The sequence below is a fragment of the Streptomyces albireticuli genome (genome assembly GCF_021228125.1).
In the GTDB taxonomy this organism is placed as follows: domain Bacteria; phylum Actinomycetota; class Actinomycetes; order Streptomycetales; family Streptomycetaceae; genus Streptomyces; species Streptomyces albireticuli.
This window is the reverse complement of sequence record NZ_JAJQQS010000016.1, coordinates 23,780-46,674: the sequence shown is the minus strand read 5'-3', so window position 1 is coordinate 46,674 and position 22,895 is coordinate 23,780. Positions and strand designations below refer to the sequence as shown.

At 72.9% G+C, this 22,895-nt stretch carries 15 protein-coding genes; 8 read left to right on the top strand and 7 right to left on the bottom strand.

The window, feature by feature from the left end:
- Positions 1-82 precede the first annotated feature (82 nt).
- The 5 genes from LUZ64_RS26140 to LUZ64_RS26120 form a co-directional block, all read right to left on the bottom strand.
- On the bottom strand, positions 83-790 hold the full coding sequence (locus LUZ64_RS26140; RefSeq protein WP_095584502.1) for a thioesterase II family protein: 708 nt from the start codon (positions 788-790) through the stop codon (positions 83-85).
- On the bottom strand, positions 787-2,613 hold the full coding sequence (locus LUZ64_RS26135) for an amino acid adenylation domain-containing protein (protein WP_095584503.1): 1,827 nt from the start codon (positions 2,611-2,613) through the stop codon (positions 787-789). Before LUZ64_RS26135 ends, LUZ64_RS26140 begins: the two co-directional genes overlap by 4 nt.
- On the bottom strand, positions 2,610-3,782 hold the full coding sequence (locus tag LUZ64_RS26130) for an FAD-dependent oxidoreductase (protein ID WP_095584504.1): 1,173 nt from the start codon (positions 3,780-3,782) through the stop codon (positions 2,610-2,612). Before LUZ64_RS26130 ends, LUZ64_RS26135 begins: the two co-directional genes overlap by 4 nt.
- Positions 3,779-9,454 (bottom strand): non-ribosomal peptide synthetase, encoded by a 5,676-nt coding sequence (locus LUZ64_RS26125; RefSeq protein ID WP_095584505.1) that lies wholly within the window; start codon positions 9,452-9,454, stop codon positions 3,779-3,781. Before LUZ64_RS26125 ends, LUZ64_RS26130 begins: the two co-directional genes overlap by 4 nt.
- Before the next feature lie 278 nt (positions 9,455-9,732).
- Complete coding sequence (locus LUZ64_RS26120) at positions 9,733-10,209, bottom strand: VOC family protein (RefSeq protein ID WP_095584506.1); 477 nt, start codon at positions 10,207-10,209, stop codon at positions 9,733-9,735.
- Positions 10,210-10,452: 243 nt separating this feature from the next.
- Here LUZ64_RS26120 and LUZ64_RS26115 point away from each other — a divergent pair, with 243 nt between their 5' ends.
- Positions 10,453-10,959 (top strand): RICIN domain-containing protein, encoded by a 507-nt coding sequence (locus tag LUZ64_RS26115; protein WP_095584507.1) that lies wholly within the window; start codon positions 10,453-10,455, stop codon positions 10,957-10,959.
- A 94-nt stretch (positions 10,960-11,053) separates the two neighbouring features.
- Here the strand turns inward: LUZ64_RS26115 and LUZ64_RS26110 are convergent, their stop codons facing one another.
- A complete protein-coding gene (locus LUZ64_RS26110; RefSeq protein WP_095584508.1) occupies positions 11,054-13,429 on the bottom strand; it encodes an Orn/Lys/Arg family decarboxylase in 2,376 nt (791 codons plus the stop codon).
- Between the two features lie 494 nt (positions 13,430-13,923).
- On the opposite strand from LUZ64_RS26110, the gene LUZ64_RS26105 reads away from it, so the two are divergent.
- The 5 genes from LUZ64_RS26105 to LUZ64_RS26085 all read left to right on the top strand — a co-directional run bounded on the left by LUZ64_RS26105 (position 13,924) and on the right by LUZ64_RS26085 (position 19,059).
- Positions 13,924-14,538 (top strand): fascin domain-containing protein, encoded by a 615-nt coding sequence (locus LUZ64_RS26105; RefSeq protein WP_170116938.1) that lies wholly within the window; start codon positions 13,924-13,926, stop codon positions 14,536-14,538.
- 231 nt (positions 14,539-14,769) lie between these two features.
- Complete coding sequence (locus LUZ64_RS26100; protein WP_170116939.1) at positions 14,770-14,937, top strand: hypothetical protein; 168 nt, start codon at positions 14,770-14,772, stop codon at positions 14,935-14,937.
- 511 nt (positions 14,938-15,448) lie between these two features.
- Positions 15,449-17,002: an APC family permease gene (locus LUZ64_RS26095; RefSeq protein ID WP_248288863.1), complete on the top strand. Its 1,554-nt coding sequence runs from the start codon at positions 15,449-15,451 to the stop codon at positions 17,000-17,002.
- Between the two features lie 270 nt (positions 17,003-17,272).
- Positions 17,273-18,100: a DUF1206 domain-containing protein gene (locus LUZ64_RS26090; RefSeq protein WP_095584511.1), complete on the top strand. Its 828-nt coding sequence runs from the start codon at positions 17,273-17,275 to the stop codon at positions 18,098-18,100.
- Between the two features lie 440 nt (positions 18,101-18,540).
- On the top strand, positions 18,541-19,059 hold the full coding sequence (locus LUZ64_RS26085) for an ATP-binding protein (protein WP_095584512.1): 519 nt from the start codon (positions 18,541-18,543) through the stop codon (positions 19,057-19,059).
- Positions 19,060-19,108: 49 nt separating this feature from the next.
- Here the strand turns inward: LUZ64_RS26085 and LUZ64_RS26080 are convergent, their stop codons facing one another.
- Positions 19,109-19,825, bottom strand: a complete 717-nt coding sequence (locus LUZ64_RS26080) for a TetR/AcrR family transcriptional regulator (protein WP_095584513.1) — start codon at positions 19,823-19,825, stop codon at positions 19,109-19,111.
- A gap of 118 nt (positions 19,826-19,943) precedes the next feature.
- Here LUZ64_RS26080 and LUZ64_RS26075 point away from each other — a divergent pair, with 118 nt between their 5' ends.
- A complete protein-coding gene (locus tag LUZ64_RS26075) occupies positions 19,944-21,695 on the top strand; it encodes a CocE/NonD family hydrolase (protein ID WP_372478745.1) in 1,752 nt (583 codons plus the stop codon).
- Between the two features lie 104 nt (positions 21,696-21,799).
- A complete protein-coding gene (locus LUZ64_RS26070) occupies positions 21,800-22,798 on the top strand; it encodes an ADP-ribosylglycohydrolase family protein (RefSeq protein ID WP_095584514.1) in 999 nt (332 codons plus the stop codon).
- Positions 22,799-22,895 lie beyond the last annotated feature (97 nt).

Here is a 22,895-nt window from a genome sequence, read left to right as displayed (position 1 = left end):
CGCGCTCCGGCCCGGCCCCCGGCGAGCGACGGGCTCCTCCCCCGCGCGACCCGCGCGGGGGAGGAGCCCCGATGACGGCCCGTCAGCCCGCGGACCGGGCGAACACCGCGTCCAGCTCGGCCAGCAGCGGCTTGGGATCATGGGCGAAGTACATGTGATCGCCGGGTATCTCGATCACTTCGGTGGACGACGAGCCGGCCTTTGACCACAGCGCCGCGTCCTCCTTCGACACCAACCGGTCCTCGGCCCCGCGCAGTACGGTCAGGGGGACCGGCAGCGGGTCGGTGGAGCCGGGCGTGTACCGGTCGCTGATGCCCAGATCGGCCCGGAGCGACGGCAGCAGCAGCCCGCGCAGCTCGGCCTCGTGGAGCGCGGGATGGTCGTAGCCCACGACCTCGCGGACCCGCTCCACGAACAGGTCGTCGGGGAGCGCGTCCCCGCCGACGACCGGCCTGGGCAGCCAGGGCGCGGCCACACCGCTCACGACCAGGCGCTCGGGCACCCGCGCTCCCCCGGCGACCAGCCGGTGCGCCGTCTCGTGGGCGACGAGCGCGCCGAAGCTGTGGCCGAACAGCGCGAGGGGGGTGTCCTCGGGGATCTCCAGCGCCCGGTCGAGGCACCGGTCCACGACCTCGGTCAGCGAGGTGAGGGCGTCCTCGGCGAACAGCTCCTCCCGGCCGGGAAGCTGAACGGGCACCACCTCGATCCGTTCGAGGGGATGGCGCCGCCATTTGCGGAACAGGCTCGCGCCGGCTCCGGCGTGCGGGACGCACAGAAGCGCGATTTTCATGAGGTCCTTCCTTTGATCAGCCCGGCCATGTCCGAGAGGGTGGAATGGAGGTAGAGGTCGCGCAGGGACACCTCCGCCAGGCCCGTCTCCCGCAGTTCCGTGGCGAGCCGGGCGAGCAGCAGGGAGTTCCCGGCCAGTTCGAAGAAGTTGTCCTGCGGACCGACGGGTTCCGCCAGCAGGCGTTCCCAGATCTCGATCAGCCGCGCGGTCACCGGGTCCTCCGGCCCGCCGGCCCGGTCCGTGTCCGGGCCGGCGGGGGTGGCGGGGGTGGCGGCCTCGCGGACGCGCGGGGCCGGCAGCCGGCCGGTGTCGACCTTGCCGTTGGGGGTGAGCGGGAACGCGTCGACGGCGGTGATCGTGGCGGGCACCAGATAGGCGGGGAGGCTGCGGGCCAGCGTGTCCCGGAGCCCCGTCACCGCGTCGGGCCGGGCGGTCACCACATAGGCGTCGACGCGGGCGTCCGCCGGGTCGGCGGTGGGCCGTACCACCGCCGCCGCGGCCCGTACGTGCGGGAGTTCGGCCAGCGCCGCGCGGATCTCCCCGAGCTCGATCCGGTGGCCACGGATCTTGACCTGGTCGTCGAGCCGGCCGAGGTGCTCCAGCTCGCCGTCGTCGCGCCACCGTCCGCGGTCCCCGCTGCGGTACAGCCGGCCGCCGCCACCGGTGAGGTGGTCGGGGACGAAGCGGCGTGAGGTCAGGTCGGGCCGGTTCAGGTAGCCGTCGGCCACCCCCGCCCCGCCGACGTGGATCTCACCCGGCACCCCGGGGGCGGTCTCGCGGCCGTCCTCGTCCAGGACGTAGAGCTCCCAGCCGGGCAGCGCGCGGCCGACCGAGCGGACGCCGTCGCGGGCGTCGCGTGGGGTGAGCGTGCGCCGGGTGCAGTGCACGGTCGTCTCGGTGATGCCGTACATGTTCTCCACCCGCGTGTGCGGATAGCGCTCGAACCAGGGGATCAGCGTGCGGGTGTCCAGCGGTTCGCCGCCGAAGACCAGCAGCCGCACGACAAGCCCTCCGGCGCCGAACCCGGCGGCGCGCGGCAGCGGGGTGAACGCCGAGGGCGTCTGGTTCAGCACCGTCACCCGCTCGGCCGCCAGCAGGGCGTGGAACGCCCGCGGATCGCGCGCGGTCCAGTGCGGCACCACCACCAGCCGGCCGCCCGTGAGCAGGCAGCCCCAGATCTCCCACACCGAGAAGTCGAAGGCGAAGGAGTGGAAGAACGTCCACACGTCCTCCTCGCCGAAGCCGAACTCCGCGGTCGTGGCCGCGAGCAGGGCGGCCACGTTGCGGTGCGGCACCAGCACGCCCTTGGGCCGCCCGGTCGACCCCGACGTGTGGATCACGTAGGCGATCGCGTCGGGCTCCGGCGCGGGCAGGGGGCCGGCCGGGGCGGCGGGTGCGGCGTCCACCGGCAGCGAGACGAGGCCGGGGACGGGCTTCTCGGAGACCGCCACGCCCAGCCCGGTGTCCTCGGCGACGAACGCCAGTCGCTCCGGCGGGTAGTCGGGGTCGAGCGGTACGTACGCGGCGCCCGCCCTCAGCACCGCCAGCAGCGCGACGATCAGGTCGACGCCGCGCTCCAGGCACACGCCGACCCGGTCCCCCGGGCGGACGCCGCGCTCGCGCAGCGCGCCGGCCAGACGGGCCGACGCGAGGTCCAGCCCGGCGTAGCTGACGGTCCGGTCGCCGCAGGTCACGGCGGGCCGGTCCGGGGTACGGCGGGCCTGCCGCGCGAAGAGGCCCGTGATGGTGGCGTCGGCGCCCGGGTCCGACGGCGCCGCCGTCCCCGCGGGCGCGTCCGGTCCTCGCCGGGAAGCGGTACTCATGGCGTGGCCGGGACGGGTGTGAAGGTGAGCATGGCGGTGTCGCGCGCCAGCAGCGACCGGCGCGGGGCACAGGCCAGCCGGAGGTCGCGGAGGGCGCGGCGCAGCGGGTTCTCCAGGTGCTGGGCGTCGCTCGCCGCGCGCGAGGCCGTCACCAGCTCCCGGGTCCGTTCCCGGCGCAGGTCCTCGTAGCGGCGCAGGCCCCGAGCGGGGTCGGAGGCCGCGGTGAGGCACCGGGCCAGGACGACCGCGTCCTCGATCGCCACCGCGGCACCCTGGCCGAGGCTGGTCAGCATGGGGTGCGCGGCGTCGCCCAGCAGGGTCACCGGTCCCCGGCCCCAGTCCTCCAGGAAGGGCCGGTCCTGGGCGGGCACCGCGATGATGTCCTCCTCAGGGGTGATCCGGATGACTTCCCGCACCTCGTCGGCCCAGCCGGCGTAGGCGCGCAGGATCTCTCCCTTGCCTCCGCGCCAGTGGTGCGAGGCCTCGGGGGGCATGTTCCGGGTGCCCCACCAGTAGGCCCGGCCGTGGCCGATGTCGATCAGTCCGAACCGCTGGCCGCTGCCCCAGTAGTGGCCCACGTAGCCGGTGGTGAAGCGCGGGTGCCGGAAGGGGACGATGCCCAGCCAGCACACGTAGCCGCCGTCGCGGGCGTCGTCCAGTCCGGCCAGCTGCCGCCGGACGGCGGAGTGGAAGCCGTCGGCGCCGATCAGCACGTCGCCGCGAGCCACGCGCCCGTCCTCGAAGGTGACCTCGGCCCCGTCGTCGGTGTGGGTGAAGCCGGTGGCCACGGCGCCGAGTTCGATCGGGCAGTCCCCCGCCTCGGCGAGCAGGGCCCGCTGGAGGTCGGGGCGGCTGACGCAGAAGCTGGGGGCGCCCGCGTCGCGGCAGGCCTCGGGGAACGGCAGGGTCCTGATCAGCCGGCCCCCGCCGGTCCTGATCTGGAACCGCTGGATCTGCCGGCCGTGCTTCTCCAGATGCAGGTCGATGCCCAGGTCGGCCAGCGCGGTGACGGCGTTGCTCATCATCGAGAGCGCCGAGCCGGTGGCCCGCAGCTCGCCGGCGCGCTCGTACACCTCCACCTGGACGCCGACCCGGCGCAGGGCGATGGCGGCGGCCAGGCCGCCTATGCCGGCGCCGACGACGATCGCCTTGAGCGGGCCCCGGGTCATCGGGCACCGCCGGACGCCTCGTCGACCATCCGCATGATCTTCGCGGCCATCACGGGCACATACGGCTCTTCCATGATCAGCAGATGGTCCCCGGGGACCTCGACCACGGTCAGTTCGCCCGTCGTACGGTCGCCCCAGCCGTTCCTGGGGTCGCGGTGCAGGGTGCCGGCGGTGGTGTGCATGTCCAGCAGGACCTGGGGCAGCGGCTGGGTGGCGCGCATCAGGGTGAAGTCCAGGTCGAACCTCTTGCCGCTGTAGTCGAGGGCGGACTGCCAGTTCGCCGCGTACACCTTGAACAGCCGGCGTACGATCGCCGCCGAGCTGCCGGGCGGCAGTACGCCCAGGTCCACGCCGCGTTGCGCGATGAACTCGAACTTCTCGGACAGGTCGTCCAAGTGGCGCGGGATGTGCGCCTCCGGCGACTCGCCGCCGAGCTCCAGGAACAGCAGCTCCCAGAAGAACCAGGTCAGCAAGGCGTCGTCACCGATGCTGGTGATCTTGCCGGGCTCCAGCGCGACCGTGTCCAGCAGAAACACGTTGGCCGTCCGCTCGCCGTCCAGATGGAGCTGACGGGCCATCTCCAGCGCGACGAACCCGCCGAAGGACCAGCCGCCGAGGGTGTACGGACCGTGCGGCTGCACGGCGCGGATCGCCTTGAGGTAGCTGGTCGCCAGTTCCTCCACCGAGCGGAGCGGCTCGCTGCCCAGTTCGGTGCCGGGCGCCTGGAGCCCGTAGAAGGGCTGGTCGGCGGGGAGGTGCTTGGCCAGCTGGGCGAAGCACAGCACGTTGCCGCCGGCCGGGTGGACGAAGAACATCGGCGGGCGGGTGCCCTCGCTGCGGAACGGCACCAGCGGGTCGAACGTGGAGCTCGCCGCGCCCGAGCGCAGCAGCTCGGCCAGGCCGCTGACCGTGGGCGTGGTGACGAACCGCGACATGGGGATGTCCACCCCGTACCGCTGCTTGATCAGGACGACCAGGCGCATCGCGGTCAGCGACGTGCCGCCCAGGTCGAAGAAGTCGCCGTGCACTCCCACGGCGGGCAGGTGGAGCAGCTCGGCGAGGATCTCGGCGAGCGTCCGCTCGTACTCGTCACGGGGCGCGGCCGACTCGTCCGGCGCGTCGGTGTACAGGGGGATGCGGCGCAGCGCCGCGTCGTCGCGCTTGCCGCTGGGGGTGAGCGGCAGGTCCGGCAGCCACTGGAGATGTGAGGGGACCATGTGTTCGGGCAGCGTGCGGCGCAGGCCGGCGCGTATCTTCTCCAGGTCGTCCGCCTCGGGGCCGGCGGTGTCGTCCGCCACGAGGAAGGCGGCGAGGAAGGAGTCCGTCCCCTCCCGGTGGCGCGCGACCACGGCGGCCTCGCGGATGCCGGGGAAGAGGTCCGGCCGGCCGGTGATCGCGAGTTCCACCTCGGCGGGTTCCACGCGGAAGCCGCGCACCTTCAGCTGGGTGTCCGCCCGGCCGAGGAAGAGGATGTCGCCACCGGGCAGTACGCGTCCGAGGTCACCGGTGCGGTACACGCGGCCCCGGCCGGTGAACGGGTGCGGTACGAACCGCTCGGCGGTCTGTTCCGGACCGCCGAGGTAGCCGTCGGCCAGGCACGCGCCGTCCAGGTAGATCTCGCCCCGGACGCCTACGGGCACCGGGCGCAGCCGCTCGTCCAGCACATGCGCGGCGCAGCCGGCGATCGGCGAGCCGATGGGCGGCAGCGCCGGGAAGGCGCTGGGCGGCCCGGTCATGGTGAAGCGGGTGACGACGTGGGACTCGGTGGGGCCGTACTGGTTCTCCAGGACCACGCCGGGCAGTGCCGCGCACAGGCGCCGGATCTCCTCGGTGACCCGCAGTTGCTCGCCTGAGGAGACCACCACCTTCAGGTGGCCCGGTGTCCGGCCGAGCGCGTTCGAGGTCTCGGCGAGCTGCTGGAGCGCGACGTAGGGCAGGAAGACCCGCTCCACGCGGGCGGTGTCCAGCAGTTCGAGCAGGGCGCGGGCGTCCCGCCGCTGTGCCTCGGAGACGAGCCGGAGCACGCCGCCGGAGGTCAGCGTGGAGAAGATCTCCTGGAAGGAGACGTCGAAGCTCAGCGGTGCGAACTGGAGGGTGGTGCCGCCGGGCGCGGCGCTGGGCGCGCCGTTCTGCCAGGCGATCAGGTTGGCCAGCGAGCGGTGGGGCATCCGTACGCCCTTCGGCACTCCGGTGGAGCCGGAGGTGAAGAGGATGTACGCGATGTCCCGCGGTGTGATCGCCACGGGGGCCGGGTCCTGGGCGTCCGGGTGGTCCTCGGCCGTGACCGTGGCGACCGGCAGCAGGAGGTCCGGGTCGTCCGCCAGGTGGGCGTGGGCGTGGTCGGTGACGATCCGGACGGGCCGGGCCTGTTCCAGCATCGTGCGCAGGCGCTCCGCCGGATAGGCGGTGTCCAGGGGGACGACGGCCGCGCCGGCCGCGGCGATGCCCAGGACCACCGCGATCAGCTCCGGCGACCGGTCCAGTGCGACGGCCACCCGGTCTCCGGTCGTGGTGCCGGCGGCGCGCAGGTGTCCGGCCACCCGGCCGGCGGCGCGTGCCAGCTCGCCGTACGTCCACCGGCCGCCGTCGAAGGCCACCGCGACCGCGTCGGGCGTGCGCGCGGCCTGCTCGGCGAAGAGGGTCACCACGTCCCGCGGTTCCCCGGCCGCCGGTGCCGGGGCGGCCGGTTCCGGTGCCAGGAAGCCGAAGTCGACCGTCTCTTCCGGGCGTTCGGTCATGCGGCGCAGGATCCGTGTGTAGGTGTCCGTGAACAGCTCCGCCTGCGCGGCGGTGAAGACGGTTCCGTCGAAGTCGGCGCGCAGCCGGATGCTCTCGTCGAGCGGGTCGACGTAGGCGTTGACGAGGATCTTGAAGTTGGTCTCCTCCCACGTCCGGAAGTCCAGCAGCCGGACCTCGGGCAGGCTGAGCACCGCGGCCAGCTGGTGGAAGTGGACGTAGTTGAAGGCGGACTCCAGGACGAAGTCGGTTCCTTCGTCGTTCTGGATGGCGCTCAGCGGGTAGCGCCGGTGGGGGTGGCTCTCCTGCTCCTGGGCGAAGAGGGCGCGGACCGTCTCCAGCCAGGTCAGGTCCGAGAGGTCCGCGCGGACCGGCATGGTGTTCAGGAACAGGCCGGCTATGCGCTCCGCTCCGGGCAGCTCGGGCCGTCCGTGCGTGACCAGGCCGGTGACGAAGTCCCGGGTGGAGAACCGCGAGCCCATCGTCAGGCAGTACGCGGCGAAGAGGACCGACTTCAGGGGGAGTTCGTGCGCGCGGGCGAAGCTTCGGGCCGACGCCTGTACGGCTTCGGGGAGCTCGCTCTCGTGCACCACGAGTTCCGTCCGGCCGGGGGCCTCGGCCAGACGGAAGCCGTCCAGCTGGGGCAGCGTCACACCGTGGAGGGCCTGCTGCCAGTACGCCCGGCTGTCCGCCGAGTCCAGGGCCAGCAGTTCCTCGCGGACGTGGCCGGCCGGTGAGGGGAGCTCGCCGTCCGGGACCGGCGGGATGCCGGCGCCGATGCCGTGCCCGTAGTCCTGGAGGAGCTCGGTGATCAGGTTGGCCACGCTGCCGCCGTCCAGGAGCGCGTGGTGGAAGCTGAACACCAGCTCCACGGAGTCGGCGAGGATGTGCGCCCGGAACAGGTAGAGGGGCGCCTGCGCGAACTCGTACCGGATGAAGCGCCGTTCCTCGATGTGCGCGCGGATCGCCGCGTCGGCCTCCTCGGCCGGCAGCGCGCGCAGGTCCACGACGTCGAGCGCCTCCGGCACCCGGTGGTGTACGAGCTGCAGCGGCTGGGAGTAGGAGGCCAGGTCGAGCGAGGAGCGCAGCACCGGATGGCGCTCGACGAGCCCGGCGAAGGCCGCGCGGAACTCCGTCTCGTGCCAGGCCACGCCGACGGAGTACTGGAAGACGTCGTTGTAGACGGCCGAGTTCTCGTGCCGCCGGCTGTGGTAAAGCAGCCCGAGCTGCACCCGGGTCAGCGGGAACGCGTCCTCGAGCGCGGTGAGCCGGCCCCGGTCCACCGCTGAGACCAGTTCGAAAGGAGTGACGGCGGTCGCCGTGGGCGTGCTTCCGGCGTCCAGGACGGCGCGGGTGGCCAGTTGGGCCACCGTGGGGCTCTTGATGATGTCGGTGAGGGAGAAGTGGATGCCGCGCCGCTCGCCGCCGGCGCGGATGCGCAGCATGGTGATCGAGTCCCCGCCGAGCACGAAGTAGTTGTCGTGGATGCCGACCGAGGGCACCTCCAGCACCTCCGCCCAGACCTCGGCCAGCGCGGCCTCCACATCGGTGCGGGGGCTGCCGCCGGCGGACTCCCGCGTACCGTCCGCCGGGGCCGGCCGGCCGTCGGCCGCGGCGCTCACCGCTCGCGCGCTCCGGGCGGCGGCGAGGACGGGCGGCGGTCCGGCCGGGCCGTCCGGCTGGTCGGCGGTCCGCCGGAGCAGTTCCCGCACCGCCTCGACGAGCGCGGAGACGGGAAGGTGCTCGTCGAAGACGTCCTCGGCGTACACGAGGTCGATCCGCAGCTCGCTGACGCCTTCGTAGGCGTGGAGGGTGATCGCCAGCGCGTTGGTCTCGAGCACTTCCAGAAGCATGTCGGCCTTGACCGACAGGCCCGGTACGCTCGGCGGCGCGGGGAAGCGCAGATTGCTGATCGTCACGTCGAACAGCTGCTCGGCGCCCGTCGTGGAACGCTCGCGCAGGACGTCCGCGAGCGGAATCCGCTGGTGCTCCTGGAGCCCCCGGGTCGCGTCCCGTACGCGCTTGGCCAGTTCGGACATCGAGGGGCCGTCGCCCGTCCTGACGCGCAGCGGCAGCACGTTGGTGAACAGGCCGTGCGCCTGGCGCTCCTCGGCCGAGTGGCGGTTCAGCAGCGGGATGCCGATCACGGCCTCGTCCGCCTGGTGCAGGCTCGCCAGGCAGACGCCGAAGGCCGCGACGACGGCGGAGAAGGGGGAGTTCCCGCCGGCCAGGATCCGCTCGACGGTCTCGCCCTCGACGGTGAAGGAGGTGCGCGAGCCGCGGCGCGGGGCGTCGGAGTCCTTCCTGGCGAAGAGCCGGGGTTCGGCACCGGACAGGGTGTCCAGCACGTACTTCCGGTCAAGCGCGTACTCCTCCGACGCGCGGTAGCGGCTGTCGCCGTCGATGAAGTCCGTGAACGAGGGCGCGGCAGGGCCGGACGGGAGCTCCTCGCCCCGGGTCAGCTCCGCGTAGCGCAGCAGGACCTGCTTCCTGAACTCGTTCAGCGTCCAGCCGTCCGAGATCAGGTGGTGCGTGACGAGCTGGAAGTGCACCACGGTGTCGCTCGCCCGCAGCAGCTCCGCCCGGTAGAGCCTGCCGCCCATGACCGGCAGGCGCCGCGACCTGCTGTCCTCGGCCCGGGCCAGGCAGGCCGCCTCCGGGTCGGCCTCGGCGCGGAGGTCCACCACCGACAGCTGCGGCTCCTCGGGCTCCACCCACTGGTGGGGCAGGCCGTCGGTGCTCCCGCAGCGGATCCTTAACGCGTCGTTGTGCGCCAGGACGTGCCGGACGGCGGCCGTCAGCAGGTCCGGGTCGACGTCTCCGGAGAAGCGCTCCCGCAGTGCGATCGAGTACTGCGCCGAGTCCGGCGAAAGAGTCTCGGAGAACCATATGTCCCGCTGGTAGGCGGTGAGCGGGAATCGTGCGGGATCAGGCATAAGAGCTCTTCCTCAGCTGTATCGGGTGTGGCGTGCGCCTCCTCGTGCGCACCGCCGGTGCCGGGAACGCGGCTCGGACCGCTGGGGTTTCCCGTCGATCTCGTGCATGTGCCGCTCTGCCGGGCAGCACTCCGCCCGCCGTCACACCCGGCAAACGGATCTTCACTCCCACACAGGAACACAAAAGGGCTCAGACGTTTCCCTAGTGATCGATCAAACACTCCTCCGGCCGGGTGCGCGGGCTCCGAAGGCGCCTGCGCACCGCCGCCGTCGTCCTGCTACGCCCCGTCGGCGGCCGCCCGCAGCGCGGCGAGGTCGATCTTCTTCTGGCCGAGCATGGCCCGCACGGCGCGGTCGGAGCGCTCCTTGTCGGGATCGCCGAGGATGTCGTCGGCCTGGGTGGGCCACACCTGCCAGCACAGGCCGAACCTGTCCTTGAGCCAGCCGCACTGGATCTCCTGGCCGCCGTCCGCGGTGAGCTTCTCCCAGTAGTAGTCCACTTCCTGCTGGCCGTCACAGTTGATCAGGAACGAGACCGCCTCGTTGAAGGTGAACTCGGGACCGCCGTCGATGGCGGTGTACTTCTGGCCGTCGAGCTCGAAGTCCACGGTCATCACCGTGCCGGGCTCCCGGGGACCGGCCTCCCCGTAGTACATGACTTTGTCGATCTTCGAGTTCGGGAACACCGAGCAGTAGAACTCGGCCGCTTCCTTGCTCCGGGTGTCGAACCAGAGGTTAGGGGTGATCCTGGGCATGACCGTCTCCTGACGTGGCCGGGGCGTCGTCTCCCCACCAGTACGGACCGCGAGACCCGGCGGGGCCTCACCGACACGCGCCGATCGAGCCCCGTCCACTCATAGGGCGGGCATATTTGCCGGGTTGGGATATGAAGAAGTGACATGCCGGATTCCGCTGCGCGACGCCGGATCCACACCCTATGATCATGATCAACTTCGGCGGTCGGCCGCGGTGACGCATGATGATCGAAGCGAGACGAAATGAAGATCACCTCGAAGGTCGCGGCCCTCGCCGCCGCGGGTGCCGCCCTGGTCCTGACGACGCCGGGTCCGAGCCTGGCCGCCTCCTCCAACTTCCTTGTGAACGAGGGCGGCAACCAGTGCCTGACCATCGAGAACGCCTCCCCGGACAACGGTGCCCGCGCCGTGCAGGGTCCCTGCGTGACCTCGAAGTCCGAGTGGAGGTTCGTCAAGGCCGACGAGTACAACTACCGGATCGTCAACGTCGACAACGGCAAGTGCCTGGAGATCGCCGACTCCCGTAAGGACAACGGCGCCCCCGCCCAGCAGTGGACCTGCGTCGACGGCGCCGACACCCAGCTGTGGGACCTCTGGTTCAGCGACGGCTCCGGCTTCGTCACCAACAAGAACAGCGACAAGAACCTGGAGATCGAGAACTCCAGCGCCAAGGTCGGCGCCAAGGCCCAGCAGTGGGCGTACGCGGGCGTGACCGGTCAGCGCTGGCGGCCCGTCATGGCCTCGGAGTGACCTCGGGGTGCTCTGGGGGTGAGTCACACCTTCTGACGACGCGGGCGCCCCGCCCCGGAGGGCCGGGGCGGGGCACCCGCGCGAGCGGGTGGCGTCAGCCCACCGGCGAAGCCGGAGCGGCCTCCTTCTCCCCCGGCGCGCTCCCCGTCTGCTGGGCCGGGATCCGGCGCACGCACTCGATGAGGTAGTCGCCGCTTTCCGGGTCGACCGTGACACCGTGCGTCTCGCTGCGGAAGCCCGGGAAGTGCCGGTCGAAGGTCTCCAAAGCGCTCAGATAGCGCAGCAGCGGGCCGTCCGGGGTGCCGGTGTTCTCGCCGGGCATCAGGACGGGGATGCCCGGCGGGGTGACGGTGACCATGGCGGCCGCCACCCTGTCGGACGCGTCGGCCAGCCGTACGCGCTCGGTACCGCCGCGGATGAGCCGCTGGTAGCAGTGCTGCGGCGGGGTGACGGGCTCGGGCAGGTCCTGGAAGGCGGTGTCGAGCAGCTCGACCAGTCGCGCCCGCCGCAGGTGGTCGTGCATCTCCTGGCACAGCTCGCGCAGGGTCCGGCCGGTGTAGCGCTGGGGGTGCGCCGCGATCAGGTCGGGCAGCAGGCCCTCCAGCGGCGCGTCCTGGTCGTAGAGCGCCTTGAAGTCCATCAGGGCGTCCATCAGGGTTCCCCACTTGCCCTTGGTGATGCCCATGGAGAACAGGATGAGCGTGGTGTAGCTGTCCGTCTTCTCCACCACGATGTTCCTGGTGGCCAGGTACGCGGTGAGCACGCGGGCGGGGATGCCCCAGTCCGCCATGTTCCCCGTGGCGTCGATGCCGGGGCACGTCAGAGTGACCTTGACCGGGTCCAGGAGGCAGTAGCCCTCGGCCAGACCGGGGAAGCCGTGCCAGTCGGCGCCGGGCTCCAGCTGCCAGCAGGAGGGCTCGGTGCGCAGCAGTTCGGCCGGGGCGTCGGCGAAGGGCAGCCGGACCCCGGTGGCCGGGTCGGTCACCGTCGCGGGCTGCCAGACGCCGAAGAACCAGCCGGGCCGGTCCCCCGCGGCCGCCATGCGCCGGCCGATGCGGACGACCGTCTGACGGAACCGGACGGCCTCGGCCACCGCCTCGTCGATCAGCCAGTGCCCCTGCGGGCCGTCCATCATCGCGGTGGCCACGTCCAAGGAGGCGATCATCGGATACAGCGGCGACGTGGTGCCGTGCATCATGAACGCCTCGTTGAACCGGTCGTGCTCCACCGGCGCCCGGGGCGCGGGCTTGACGTGCACCATGGCGCTCTGCGACAGCGCGGCCAGCAGCTTGTGGGTGGACTGGGTGGAGAAGACCGTCGGACGCTCCGGGCCCGGGAAGGTGTCCGGGCCCACCGCCATGCCGTAGCGCCCGGCGTAGAGGGGGTGGAACCGGGCGTACGCGAACCACGCCTCGTCGAAGTGGAGCCGTGGCGTGCTGGGCGCGAACGCCCGGGCGACCTGGAGGGCGTCGTAACACAGCCCGTCGTAGGTCGAGTTGGTGAGGACCGCGTACTGGGCGTCGGGGGAGACCGCGCCCTGGGTCAGGGGGTTGCCGGCGATCCGGGCGGCGACGGCGTCCGCCCCGATCTCGGCGGGCGGCAGGGGCCCCGCCAGTCCGTAGCCGTTGCGGGTGGGGACCAGGTAGACGGGACGGGCCCCGGAGAGGACGAGACCGTGCAGGACGGACTTGTGGCAGTTCCGGTCCACGAGCGCGATCTCGTCGCGGGTGACGCTGAAGTGGCCGACCATACGGTCGCAGGTCGAGTCGCCGTGCAGGACGAAGTAGGTGCGGTCGGCGCCGAAGACGCGGGCGGCGTTGCGCTCCGCCTCCCCGACGGGGCCGGTGTGCTCGAAGAGGGAACCGAGCTCCTCGACCGAGATCGAGAGGTCGCTGCGCAGCAGCCGCTCCCCGAAGTAGTCGTGGAAGGCGCGGCCGACCGGCGACTTGAGGAAGGCGACGCCACCGGAGTGGGCGGGGGTGTGCCAGGAGTACTCGTGCGCGTCGTCGAACCGGCGCAGCGCCTTGAAGAACGGCGGCAGCACGGCCTCCTGGTAGCCGTGGGCGGCGCTCGCGATCCGGCCGGCGATGAAGGACGCGGTGTCCTCCAGCGGCCAGACGTAGCCGACCACGGTCTCGGACACCCACAGCGGCAGGTGTTCGAAGTCCTCACCGGCCGTGATCAGGAAGACCGGGAGGTTCTGGAACCGCCGCCCGACCTGACGGAGCACGGCGGGACCGCCCGCCTCGCCACCGGTCTTGCCGTCCTCCGGCAGGTCCCAGTCCACCACGGCGGCGGCCAGCCCGGCCTCGGTGCGCAGCACCGCCCGGGCGTCCTCGCCCGTGGAGACCCGGCGCACCTCGAAGCCGTCGGCTTCCAGCTCCTTCTGGATCCTGCGCAGTTGATCGGCTCCGGCACCTCCGCTCCCCGGGAGGTCGCGTACCGCGAACAGGACGGTTCCGTCTGTCATCGTGCCCCTCTGCTCCACGCGTATCGGCGTACGGTCAGCTGGTCCGCACTTCGGGTGCGGCACCGGAGTGACAAACGGATGACCTTCGTGACTGATTTCGCGACCGTCCCGAAACCACCCTGACGGGGGAAATCGACGCGGCGCAGGTGCTGTTGCCGCCCGGGTACGCGTGGCGCGCCCGGTCCCGTCGGTGGCGCGCCCCGCCGGACCCCTTGGCCGCGCGCCGGGCGGGTTGTACGGTGCCTGGTGCCGCCACGGCGTTCCCCGGCACGGGGGCGCCGGGCGCTTAGGGAATTCTCTCCAGGCAGTTCGCACGGCCGGATCGCCCGACAGGGGTCGGGAACGCACGGCAATGCCACCAGCCTTACGGTTCACACGAGTCGAAGACCGACCGGAACCGTGTCCCCGGGTCGCCGGGGTCGTCCGGTCACGCCTGAGCCACCGGGATCCCACACACCCTGAAGCACACGCACACGCGCTCCGGAGGGAGAATCATGGCAAGATCGCTTCGCGCCACAGGCACCTTAAGACGTCTCGGTGTCGTGGCGGTGGCATTACTGGCTCTCGCGGGCGTGGCGGCCCCGACGGCGTGGTCCTCGGCCGCGTCCGCGAACGGGTCCGCGACGCGCACCTTGTCGGACGTGGTCACGGCCCGCGCGGAGAGCGGCGTGGCCGGCGCCTGCTACCACCACGTGGTCATCACCTCGCACACCAACGGCCGGCTGGTCTCCGCCGAGCTGGGCTACGGCGGCGACAGCTACGGCATGCTCCGGGCGCGGGCGACGGCCATCGGGCCCTGGGAGCGGTTCACCGTCTGCTTCAACGACTGGCACTGGACGATCCAGTCCCAGGCCAACGACCGGTATGTCTCGGCCGAGCTCGGCTACGGCGGAGACGGCTACGGAATGCTGAGGGCACGCGCCACGGCCATCGGGCCCTGGGAGCGGTTCTCGCTCAACTACTGCGGCCAGGGCTGTACGACCATCGTCTCGCAGGCCAACGACCAGCTCGTGTCGGCCGAGATGGGTTACGGCGGAGACAGCTACGGCATGCTGCGCGCGCGGGCGACCGCCCTGGGGCCGTGGGAACGGTACTCGGTCCCTCTCTAGACGGTCCCTCGCCGGACGGTCCGCCCGCGGCCGGCAGGAGCCGGTCCGTGCCCTGCTCCGCCGTCGGAACGGACCCGTGCCGGTCACCGCGCTCCGTGACCGGTCGCTGACACCCACGACCACACGACGCGGCCCGCCCGTCACACCACGTATCCGAAATGCGCCTTTCGCCGGTACACGCCAGTCTGGTGGTAGCCGATCCTCCGACATCCCCGTACAGGAGGCAGGACCGTGGGCAAGAAACAGACCCGGCAGAACCGCGGCGCGCGCACCGGCGGCCATGAACACCGCGCCACCGCGGAAACGAAGGAACAACCGAAGGCGCCGGTCACCCGGGAGGTGAAGCCTTCGACCCCGGAGGTCGCCCACAAGCAACCACGGAAGTTCGGCCACAACTGATCTCCGATGACCGGCGGCCGGCGACGGACGGGCAGGCGGGGACGGGGCGCGCGACGCCCCGCCCCCGTCGGCCGGTGTGCCCGCCCTACGACTCGCCGGGCCGTCCGGCACGTCGAAGGATGGACGAACGCGTCATCAGCGCCGGTGAGGAACCTGACGGAACCGGCGGCGACGGTCGAGGGGACATCCGCTCCCCCGCGTTGACGCCATGTCAGGAAACCACCGCATGCCCGATCTTGCCCACCTGGCCCCCTTCCTCTCATACGCCCCCGTGCCGCTCGTCCCCGCCGTCGCACGACGGGGCCGCCGTTCGCCGGCGTCCCCCGGCTCCCTGCCCCGCCCCCGGGTCACCGACCGGGGAGAATCCTGATCACGAGCCGCGGAGGAGCCGCCTGCGCGGCCTTCCCGGTGGGATTCCGCCGGATCGTGAACGAGGAGGGGTCCGGTGTCGGATCGTCAGCTGGCAGGGGGTGAGCCCGTCGCGCCGACGGTGCTCGAACAGGAAGGCCGCTTGCACCGGCATCTGGGGTTCTGGGGGCTGACCGCGATCGGCTTCTCGAACATCGTCGGTTCCGGATGGCTCTTCGCCGCCATGTACGCGGCGCAGACGGCCGGGCCCGCCGCCCTGCTGTCATGGGTCGGCGCGGGGCTGCTGTGCGGTCTCGTCGCGCTCGTGATGATCGAGCTGGGCGCGTCGCGGCCGGAGGGCGGCGGTACGGTGCGGTGGCCGCTGTACGCGAGCGGCCGGCTGGTCGGCACGCTCGTCGGATGGTCGGTGCTGCTGTCGGTGGGCGGCACCGCCGCCGAGATCAGCGCGATCATGCAGTACGCCGACCACTACCTCCCGGACATCTACTCCGGCCGCACGCTGAGCCCCTTCGGGCTGGGCGTCGCCGTGGCGCTGAGCGTCCTGCTGACCGCCCTGAACTGGTTCACCGTGCGGGCGTTCGCCCGGCTCAACAACCTCGTCTCGGTGTTCAAGGTCCTTGTTCCGGTGGTCACGGTGATCGCCCTGTTCGCCTCGGGCTGGCACTCGGGCCGGCTGACCGACCACGGCGGGTTCGCGCCCTACGGGTACGCCGCGTGCCTCTCCGCGCTCGCCGGCGGCGGCATCGTCTATTCGGTCAACGGCTTCCAGGCGCCACTGGACTTCTCCGGTGAGACGCGCAATCCCCGCCGGACCCTCCCGGCGTCCGTGCTGACCGCCATCGCGCTGGCCGTGCTGATGTACCTGGCCCTCCAGCTGGCCTTCCTCTTCACCGTTCCCGAGAACCTGCTCGGTCACGGCTGGAAGGGCGTCAGCTTCGAGTCGCCCTTCGGCCAGCTGGCGCTGATCCTCAATCTGCACTGGCTGTCCAGCCTGCTCTACGCGGACGCGGTGGCCTCCCCCGGCGGTTCGGCGTACGTGGGCGTGGCCCTCAACGCCCGGCACACCTACGCCCTGGCCAAGAACCGTACGATCCCCCGGGCCTTTATGCGGGTCAGCGAGCGCTACGGCATCCCGCACCGGGCGCTCCTGCTGAACCTCGTCGTGATCGTCCTCTTCCTCCTGCCGTTCGGCGGCTGGCAGAACATCGTGAGCGTCATGGGCGACATGTACCTCCTCATCTACGCCGCCTCCGCCGTGGCCGTCGCGGTCTTCCGGGCCGGTCCGGGCGGGGAGAGGATGGCCGGGTGGGTGCCGGGGCTGCGCTGGATCGCACCCCTGAGCTTCGTGGTGTCCAGCGAGTTCGTGTACTGGTCGGGCTGGCACGACCTGCGGCTGGCGCTGCCGCTCGTACTGGCCGGGCTGCTGCTGTTCCTGGCGATGTGGCGCACCGGGCACAACGAGCGGTCGCTCGCGGCGGAGCTGCTCACAGGCGCCTGGCTGGTCGTCTATCTGGGGGCGTTGACGGTCCTCTCGTGGCTCGGCACCTTCAAGGGATCGGGCCGGCTTCCGGCGCCGTACGACTCGCTCACCGTGGCCGTCGTCGCGCTGGGTGTCTTCTTCTGGGCGGTCCGGTCGGGCACCCGGCAGATGGCCGCGTCGCACGCGCGGTCCGGCGTTTCGCCGGCCTCGCCCTGACGCCTTGAGGTCCTGACGCCCTGAAGTCCTGACGCCCTGAAGTCCTGACGTCCTGAGGGGAGCGATCCCCCGCCGGACGGCTCGACCGGCCCGGGCCCGCCGAACCCCGTCCGCCTGTATACGGGCGAACCGCACCGCCGCCCGCCCTCGCGTCCCGTGGTGTCGCGGCGGTCCGCCGGTAGCGTCGTTTCCGCCCGGGTTCCGAGGGCAGGCGGGTTCGAGGACGGACGGTTCGTCCCGGCGGACGGGCGGCCCGACCCGGAGGGCGACATGACGAGACGGTGGCCGGACGGCGGTACGGCACGGGCGGCGCGCGGGACGGGAACGGCCGTCGCCGCCCGCACCGGGCTGGCGGCGCGCGGGGTGATCTACCTCCTCGTCGGGACGCTGGCGCTGCGCGTCGCCCACCTCGGCGCCGGGGAGCAGGCGGACCGCGGCGGTGCGGTCCAGGAGCTCGCGGAGAAGCCCTTCGGTCAGGTGCTGGTGTGGGCGGTGGGCATCGGCATGGCCTGCATGGCGCTGTGGCGCCTGTCGGAGGCGGTCTTCGGCTCGGCGGGCCCGGACGGCGGGAAGGCCCGCAAGCGGCTGCTGTCGGTGGCGCGCTTCGTGTTCTACGCCGCCGTGGCCGGCTCGGTGATCGCCTTCGCCTCGGGTGAGCGGGGCAGCGGCGCCGGTTCCACCGACGAGCAGTCGCGCGACGTCACCGCCCGGGCGCTGGACTGGCCGGCCGGTCAGTGGCTGGTGGCCGCGGCGGGGGCCGCCGTGGCGGCCGCGGGCGTCTGGATCACCGTGCGGGCGGTCACCCGCGCGTACCGCGACCACCTCGACCTCGCGCGGATGTCCCCGGCCGTCCGCACGGCCATGGACGTCCTCGGCGTCGGCGGCGGGGTGTGCCGGGGACTCGTGTTCACCGTCGCGGGCGCGTTCGCCGTCAGGGCGGCCGTCGTCTACGACCCGGAGCAGGCCAAGGGCCTGGACGACACGCTCCGCACCTTCGCCGGGACCCCGGCCGGTCCGTGGCTGCTCACGGTGGTCGCGGTGGGGCTGGCCCTGTTCGGTCTGTTCTCCCTGGCGATGGCCCGCTGGCGGAGGCTCTGAGCGGGAGCACGACGCGGGCGTCGCCCGGACCCCCGGCGGGTCGCCGGTCGTCATGGCCGTCCTCACGACGAAGCCCGGTCAGCCGGAGGCACCGGCCGACGACGCGCTCGTCTCCGGGACGGCACGGCTCCTGGCGGCGGCACTCGCCTGACCGGCCCGCCCCGGGCCCCGGCCAGGGGTTCGCCCAGGGCCCCGGCCAGGTGCTTCGGCCAGGGGTTCGTCCAGGTGCTTCGGCATCGCCCCCTCGGTGAAGACACGCCTCCGTCCTCCGGTGCGGGGTGGTGGGCCTGTCGCGTGCCTTTGCCGTCGCGGCGGGCGGACGGGCGCTAGCCTTGGGGAATTCTTCGACACGAGCCGGCGGACGGGGAGATGGCCGAGCTGATGCGCGCCACCCGCCGCGTCCTCACCGGGCGGCCCGACTCCGGCGCGGGGGCGGCCCGGTGAGGTGGCGCCGCACGCGACGGCCCGCGGCCGCGCGCGAGCACGGGTCCGCGCCGGTCTGGCGCCGTCTGCTGACGGTCCCGACGGCCCCGGAGGCCGTGCGGCAGGTGCGGCTCGACACAAGCGACGCGCTCACGGAGTACGGCATCGGGCGGGACACCGCCTTCGCCGGCGCCGTCCTGCTGGTGGTCAGCGAACTGGTCGCCAACGCGGTACGGCACGCGGGGGACCGCTCCCCCACCGTGGACGTGACCGTCGCGGTGGGGGCCGGACAGTTCGTCGTCGGTGTCGTCGACCAGGATCCCCGTCTCCCCGACCTGTCCCCCGAGGCATCGGGGGACGGTCTGCGGACCGTCACCGATCTGACGGCCGCCCACGGTGGCACGCTGCGCGTGGAGCCGGCCCCGCACGGCCGCGGCAAGGCGATGGTGGCCCGGTTCCGGATTCCCGGCGTGTCCCGTCCGGGGCCGTCCCCTGCCGGGACCTCGCCGGACGTCCTCGTCCGCCGGACGCGCTGAACTTCCGCCCCGGCGGTAACGCGGTGGAGAGCGTGGAGCCCCGGAGATCTCAGCCCGCGTCCAGGCCGTCGACCATGCGGTCCAGGAGCCGGGCGAACGTCTCGTCGGGTGTGGTCGGCCGCGCGGGCGCGGCGAGGACCTCGGCGAGTTCCGGATGGCCGCCGTCGGCGGCGACGGCCGCGAGGTAGCGCGCCTCGGCCGCCGCCCGGTCCGGTTCCCCCGCGGCCGCGGACCGCGCGACCTCGTGCGCGACATGTCCGGCGACGAAGCCGGTCAGCAGGCTGAAGACCTCCAGCCGCGCGCCGCCGTCCAGCCGGGTGGGCCGCAGGGCGGCCAGCACGACCTCGAGGAAGTCCAGGGTGCGGGGGCCGAGGGTCCGGCGGCCCGGCAGCGCCGCGGGCAGCCAGGGATGACGGAGCATGAGCGCGCGCTGGGCGTGGGCGACGGCCTTCAGGTCCGCCCGCCAGTCCCCGGTCGGGAGCCCCGGCACCACGTGCTCTCCGCTGACGTGATCGATCATCAGCTCCACCAGCGTCTCCTTGTCGGGGACGTAGCTGTAGAGCGACATGGCGCCCGCGCCGATCTCCGAGGCCACGCGCCGCATCGTGACGGCGCCGAGCCCTTCGGCGTCCGCGAGGGCGACGGCGGCGGCCGCGATCGCCTCACGGCTGAAGGCCGGCGGGCGCCCCCGGCGGGGCCGGGCGGGGCGCAGCCAGAGCTCTTCGGGGTCGACGCGCGGGGCGTCGGACGCGTCACCGCGGGCCACGGTGTTCTTCCTTCCGTTCACTGCCTGAGCAGAGGGTGCTTGTCGTGCCCATCCAAGCAGGCGCTATTCTCGTACACCGTACGGAATTACTTGCCGGCCGTGAACAGGGGAGAGAGCAATGGCGCCATCGCACACTCGGGACGTCGCACCGGGGACCGCCCGGACCGCGCCCTCACGCAAGCCGCCGCTGTCCTCGCGGCTGATGCGGGCGACCTGGCGCGGCCTCCCCGCCCGGCGGTACGACGTCGGCTGGGAGCCGGGGCTCGTCGTACCGGCCGCCGACGGCAGCCCGTTGCTGACGGACCACTACTTCCCGCGCGGGCGGGGTGACTTCCCGACCGTCCTGGTGCGTTCGCCCTACGGCCGGGGTCTGCCGTGGTCACCGATGTTCGGCGTCCTCCTCGCCGAGCAGGGGTTCCACGTGGTCCTCCAGAGCTGCCGCGGCACGGGCGGTTCGGGAGGCACGTTCGACCTGTGGCACAACGAGCCCGCGGACGGGCGGGCCACCGTGGCCTGGCTGCGCGATCAGCCGTGGTTCGACGGGCGGCTGGGCACGACCGGCCCCAGCTACCTGGGGTACACACAGTGGGCGCTCGCCCTCGACCCCCCGCCGGAACTGCGGGCTATGGCGGTCCAGGTAGGCCTGCACGACCCGCACGCCCTGTTCCACTCGCACGGCGCGCTCCGCCTGGAGACCGCCCTCGTCGTCGGCGTCGGCATGACCTATCAGCACCAGGGGATCGCCACGTTCCTGCGCGCGACGCTGCGCCTCCAGCGCCACCTGCGCGAGATCACCCGGAAGCTGCCGCTGCGGGAGTCGGTCCGGCCCGGTCTCGGGGGCGGAATACCCTGGCTCGACGAGGTGATGGCCCACCCGGACCCCGACGCCCCCTACTGGAAGGGCGCCTGCACGGCCGACGTGGCCGACCGGGCGACGGTGCCCACCGCCCTGATCTCCGGATGGCACGACGTCCTGCTCGACCAGACCGTCGAACAGTACGGCCGGCTGCGCCGGGCGGGCTGTGCCACCAGCCTCCTCATCGGCCCCTGGACACACACCTCCGCGCTCCAGCGGGGCTGGCCCGAGGTGTTCGCCGAAACCCTCGCCTGGCTGCGCGCGCACCTGTGCGACGATCCTTCCGGCCTGCGCCCCACCAGGGTCCGCGTGCACACCGGCGGCCGGGACGCCGCCTGGCGCGACCTCGACGACTGGCCCGCCTCCCCGGCCGGGGAGGACTGGTTCCCGGCGTCCGGCGGACGGCTCGCCACCGAGGAGCCCGAGGGCTCCGGGCCGCTCGCGTCGTTCGGCTACGATCCGGCCGACCCCACCCCCTCCGTCGGCGGCCAGCTCCTCTCCCCCGCCGCCGGGCCCCGCGACAACAAGGCCCTGGAAGCCCGCGAGGACGTCCTGGTCTTCACCGGCCCCGTGCTCACCGAGCCCCTGGAGATCCGCGGTCCGGTCTCGGCGCGGCTGCGGGTGTCCACCGACACCGGGCACGCCGATGTCTTCGCCCGGCTGTGCGACGTCGACGGCCACGGCCGCTCGACGAACGTCTGCGACGGGCTGGTCCGGCTCGTCCCGGGGCGGGAGGACCCGGCCTGGACGACGGTGCCGATGAGCTCGACCGCCCACCGCTTCGCCGCCGGGCACCGGGTCCGCCTCCAGATCGCCGGAGGTGCCCATCCGCGCTTCGCCCGCAACACCGGCACCGGCGAACCGGTGCTCGACGCGACGCGTCCGACGCCCGTGCGCATCACGCTGCACGCCTCCTCGGCACTGGTCCTGCCGAGGGCCGGGGCGACCGGGCCCGGCGGCTCGCCCGCCGACGGGTCCACCACGGCTCACGGGCCGGGCGACGCCCGGGAGTGAAGCGGCGCCTCCCGGAACGGCGCCGGGTCCGGGTCACCTCTCCCAGCGATCCCCGGTGACACCCGGCACCGACCTCCCGCCGGGGCGGCTCGTAAGGTGAGGGCATGAAGGCGACGGGGGCACTGATCGGGCTGGCCATCGGCGACGCGCTGGGCTTCCCCACCGAGTTCGACGACGTACCGTCGATCCTGGCCGCGTGCGGGCCGTGGCGGCGGATGGACCTGCCCCGGCCCGCGTTCGTCACCGACGACACCCAGATGACCCTGGCGCTCGGGCGCGCCCTGCGGACCGTCATGGAGGACGGCCCGCTCGGCCCGGAGCGGCTCGTCGGGCCGCTGCGCGAGGAGTACGTCGCCTGGTGGCGCTCCCCCGACAACAACCGTGCCCCCGGCAACACCTGCCTCACCGCCTGCGAACTGCTCAGCCGGGACGGACTCCCCTGGCAGCGGGCGAGCATCACCGGCTCCAAGGGCTGCGGCGCCAACATGCGCGTCGCACCCCTGGGTCTGGTCCCCGGGCTCACCGGCGAGCAGCGCGCCGGAGCCGCCCAGCTCCAGTCCGCGCTCACCCACGGGCACCCGACCGCGCTCGCCGCGAGCGACCTGACCGCCCACGCCGTGTACCTGCTGGCCGGGGGTGCCCGGCCGGCGGAGCTGACGGGGCTGCTGCGCGCGTACGCGACCGGGAACCGCACGCGCTACCACGCGCACTGGCTCGGCGACCTGTGGGAGCACGCGCAGGACGCCGGGCCGGAGAGCTTCATGGCCCGCGGCTGGGACGACTGCCTCGGCGCCCTGGACCGGCTGGACGCGGCGTTGCGCTCACCCGACCCGGAGCGCGACCCCTGCCTCACGACGGGCGCCGGCTGGATCGCCGAGGAGGCGCTGGCCACCGCGCTCCACTGCTTCCTGCTCTTCCCCGACGAGCCGGTCACCGCCCTCCGCCGGGCCGCCTGTTCCTCGGGGGACTCGGACTCCCTCGCCTGTCTGGCCGGCGCGTTCTCCGGCGCGTACCTCGGGGCGGGGGCGTGGCCCCGGGAGTGGGCGGAGCGGATCGAGTACCGGGACGAGCTCGTGGCGCTCGGCGCCCTCTGGGACGTCTGACGACGCTTCACCAGGTGGGCCTCGCCCGGGCGGTACGGCCGCCTTGACAGCGGACGTACGACCGCCGGCCGTGCCCGCCCGGATCCGTTGGACGCCG

Bases quoted from the DNA above. Each gene is read 5' to 3' on its own strand.
- LUZ64_RS26120 (WP_095584506.1), bottom strand. From the start codon at position 10,209: ATGCCCAGGATCACCCCTAACCTCTGGTTCGACACCCGGAGCAAGGAA.
- LUZ64_RS26125 (WP_095584505.1), bottom strand. From the start codon at position 9,454: ATGCCTGATCCCGCACGATTCCCGCTCACCGCCTACCAGCGGGACATA.
- LUZ64_RS26140 (WP_095584502.1), bottom strand. From the start codon at position 790: ATGAAAATCGCGCTTCTGTGCGTCCCGCACGCCGGAGCCGGCGCGAGC.
- LUZ64_RS26115 (WP_095584507.1), top strand. From the start codon at position 10,453: ATGAAGATCACCTCGAAGGTCGCGGCCCTCGCCGCCGCGGGTGCCGCC.
- LUZ64_RS26130 (WP_095584504.1), bottom strand. From the start codon at position 3,782: ATGACCCGGGGCCCGCTCAAGGCGATCGTCGTCGGCGCCGGCATAGGC.
- LUZ64_RS26090 (WP_095584511.1), top strand. From the start codon at position 17,273: ATGACGAGACGGTGGCCGGACGGCGGTACGGCACGGGCGGCGCGCGGG.
- LUZ64_RS26110 (WP_095584508.1), bottom strand. From the start codon at position 13,429: ATGACAGACGGAACCGTCCTGTTCGCGGTACGCGACCTCCCGGGGAGC.
- LUZ64_RS26075 (WP_372478745.1), top strand. From the start codon at position 19,944: ATGGCGCCATCGCACACTCGGGACGTCGCACCGGGGACCGCCCGGACC.
- LUZ64_RS26105 (WP_170116938.1), top strand. From the start codon at position 13,924: ATGGCAAGATCGCTTCGCGCCACAGGCACCTTAAGACGTCTCGGTGTC.
- LUZ64_RS26135 (WP_095584503.1), bottom strand. From the start codon at position 2,613: ATGAGTACCGCTTCCCGGCGAGGACCGGACGCGCCCGCGGGGACGGCG.
- LUZ64_RS26070 (WP_095584514.1), top strand. From the start codon at position 21,800: ATGAAGGCGACGGGGGCACTGATCGGGCTGGCCATCGGCGACGCGCTG.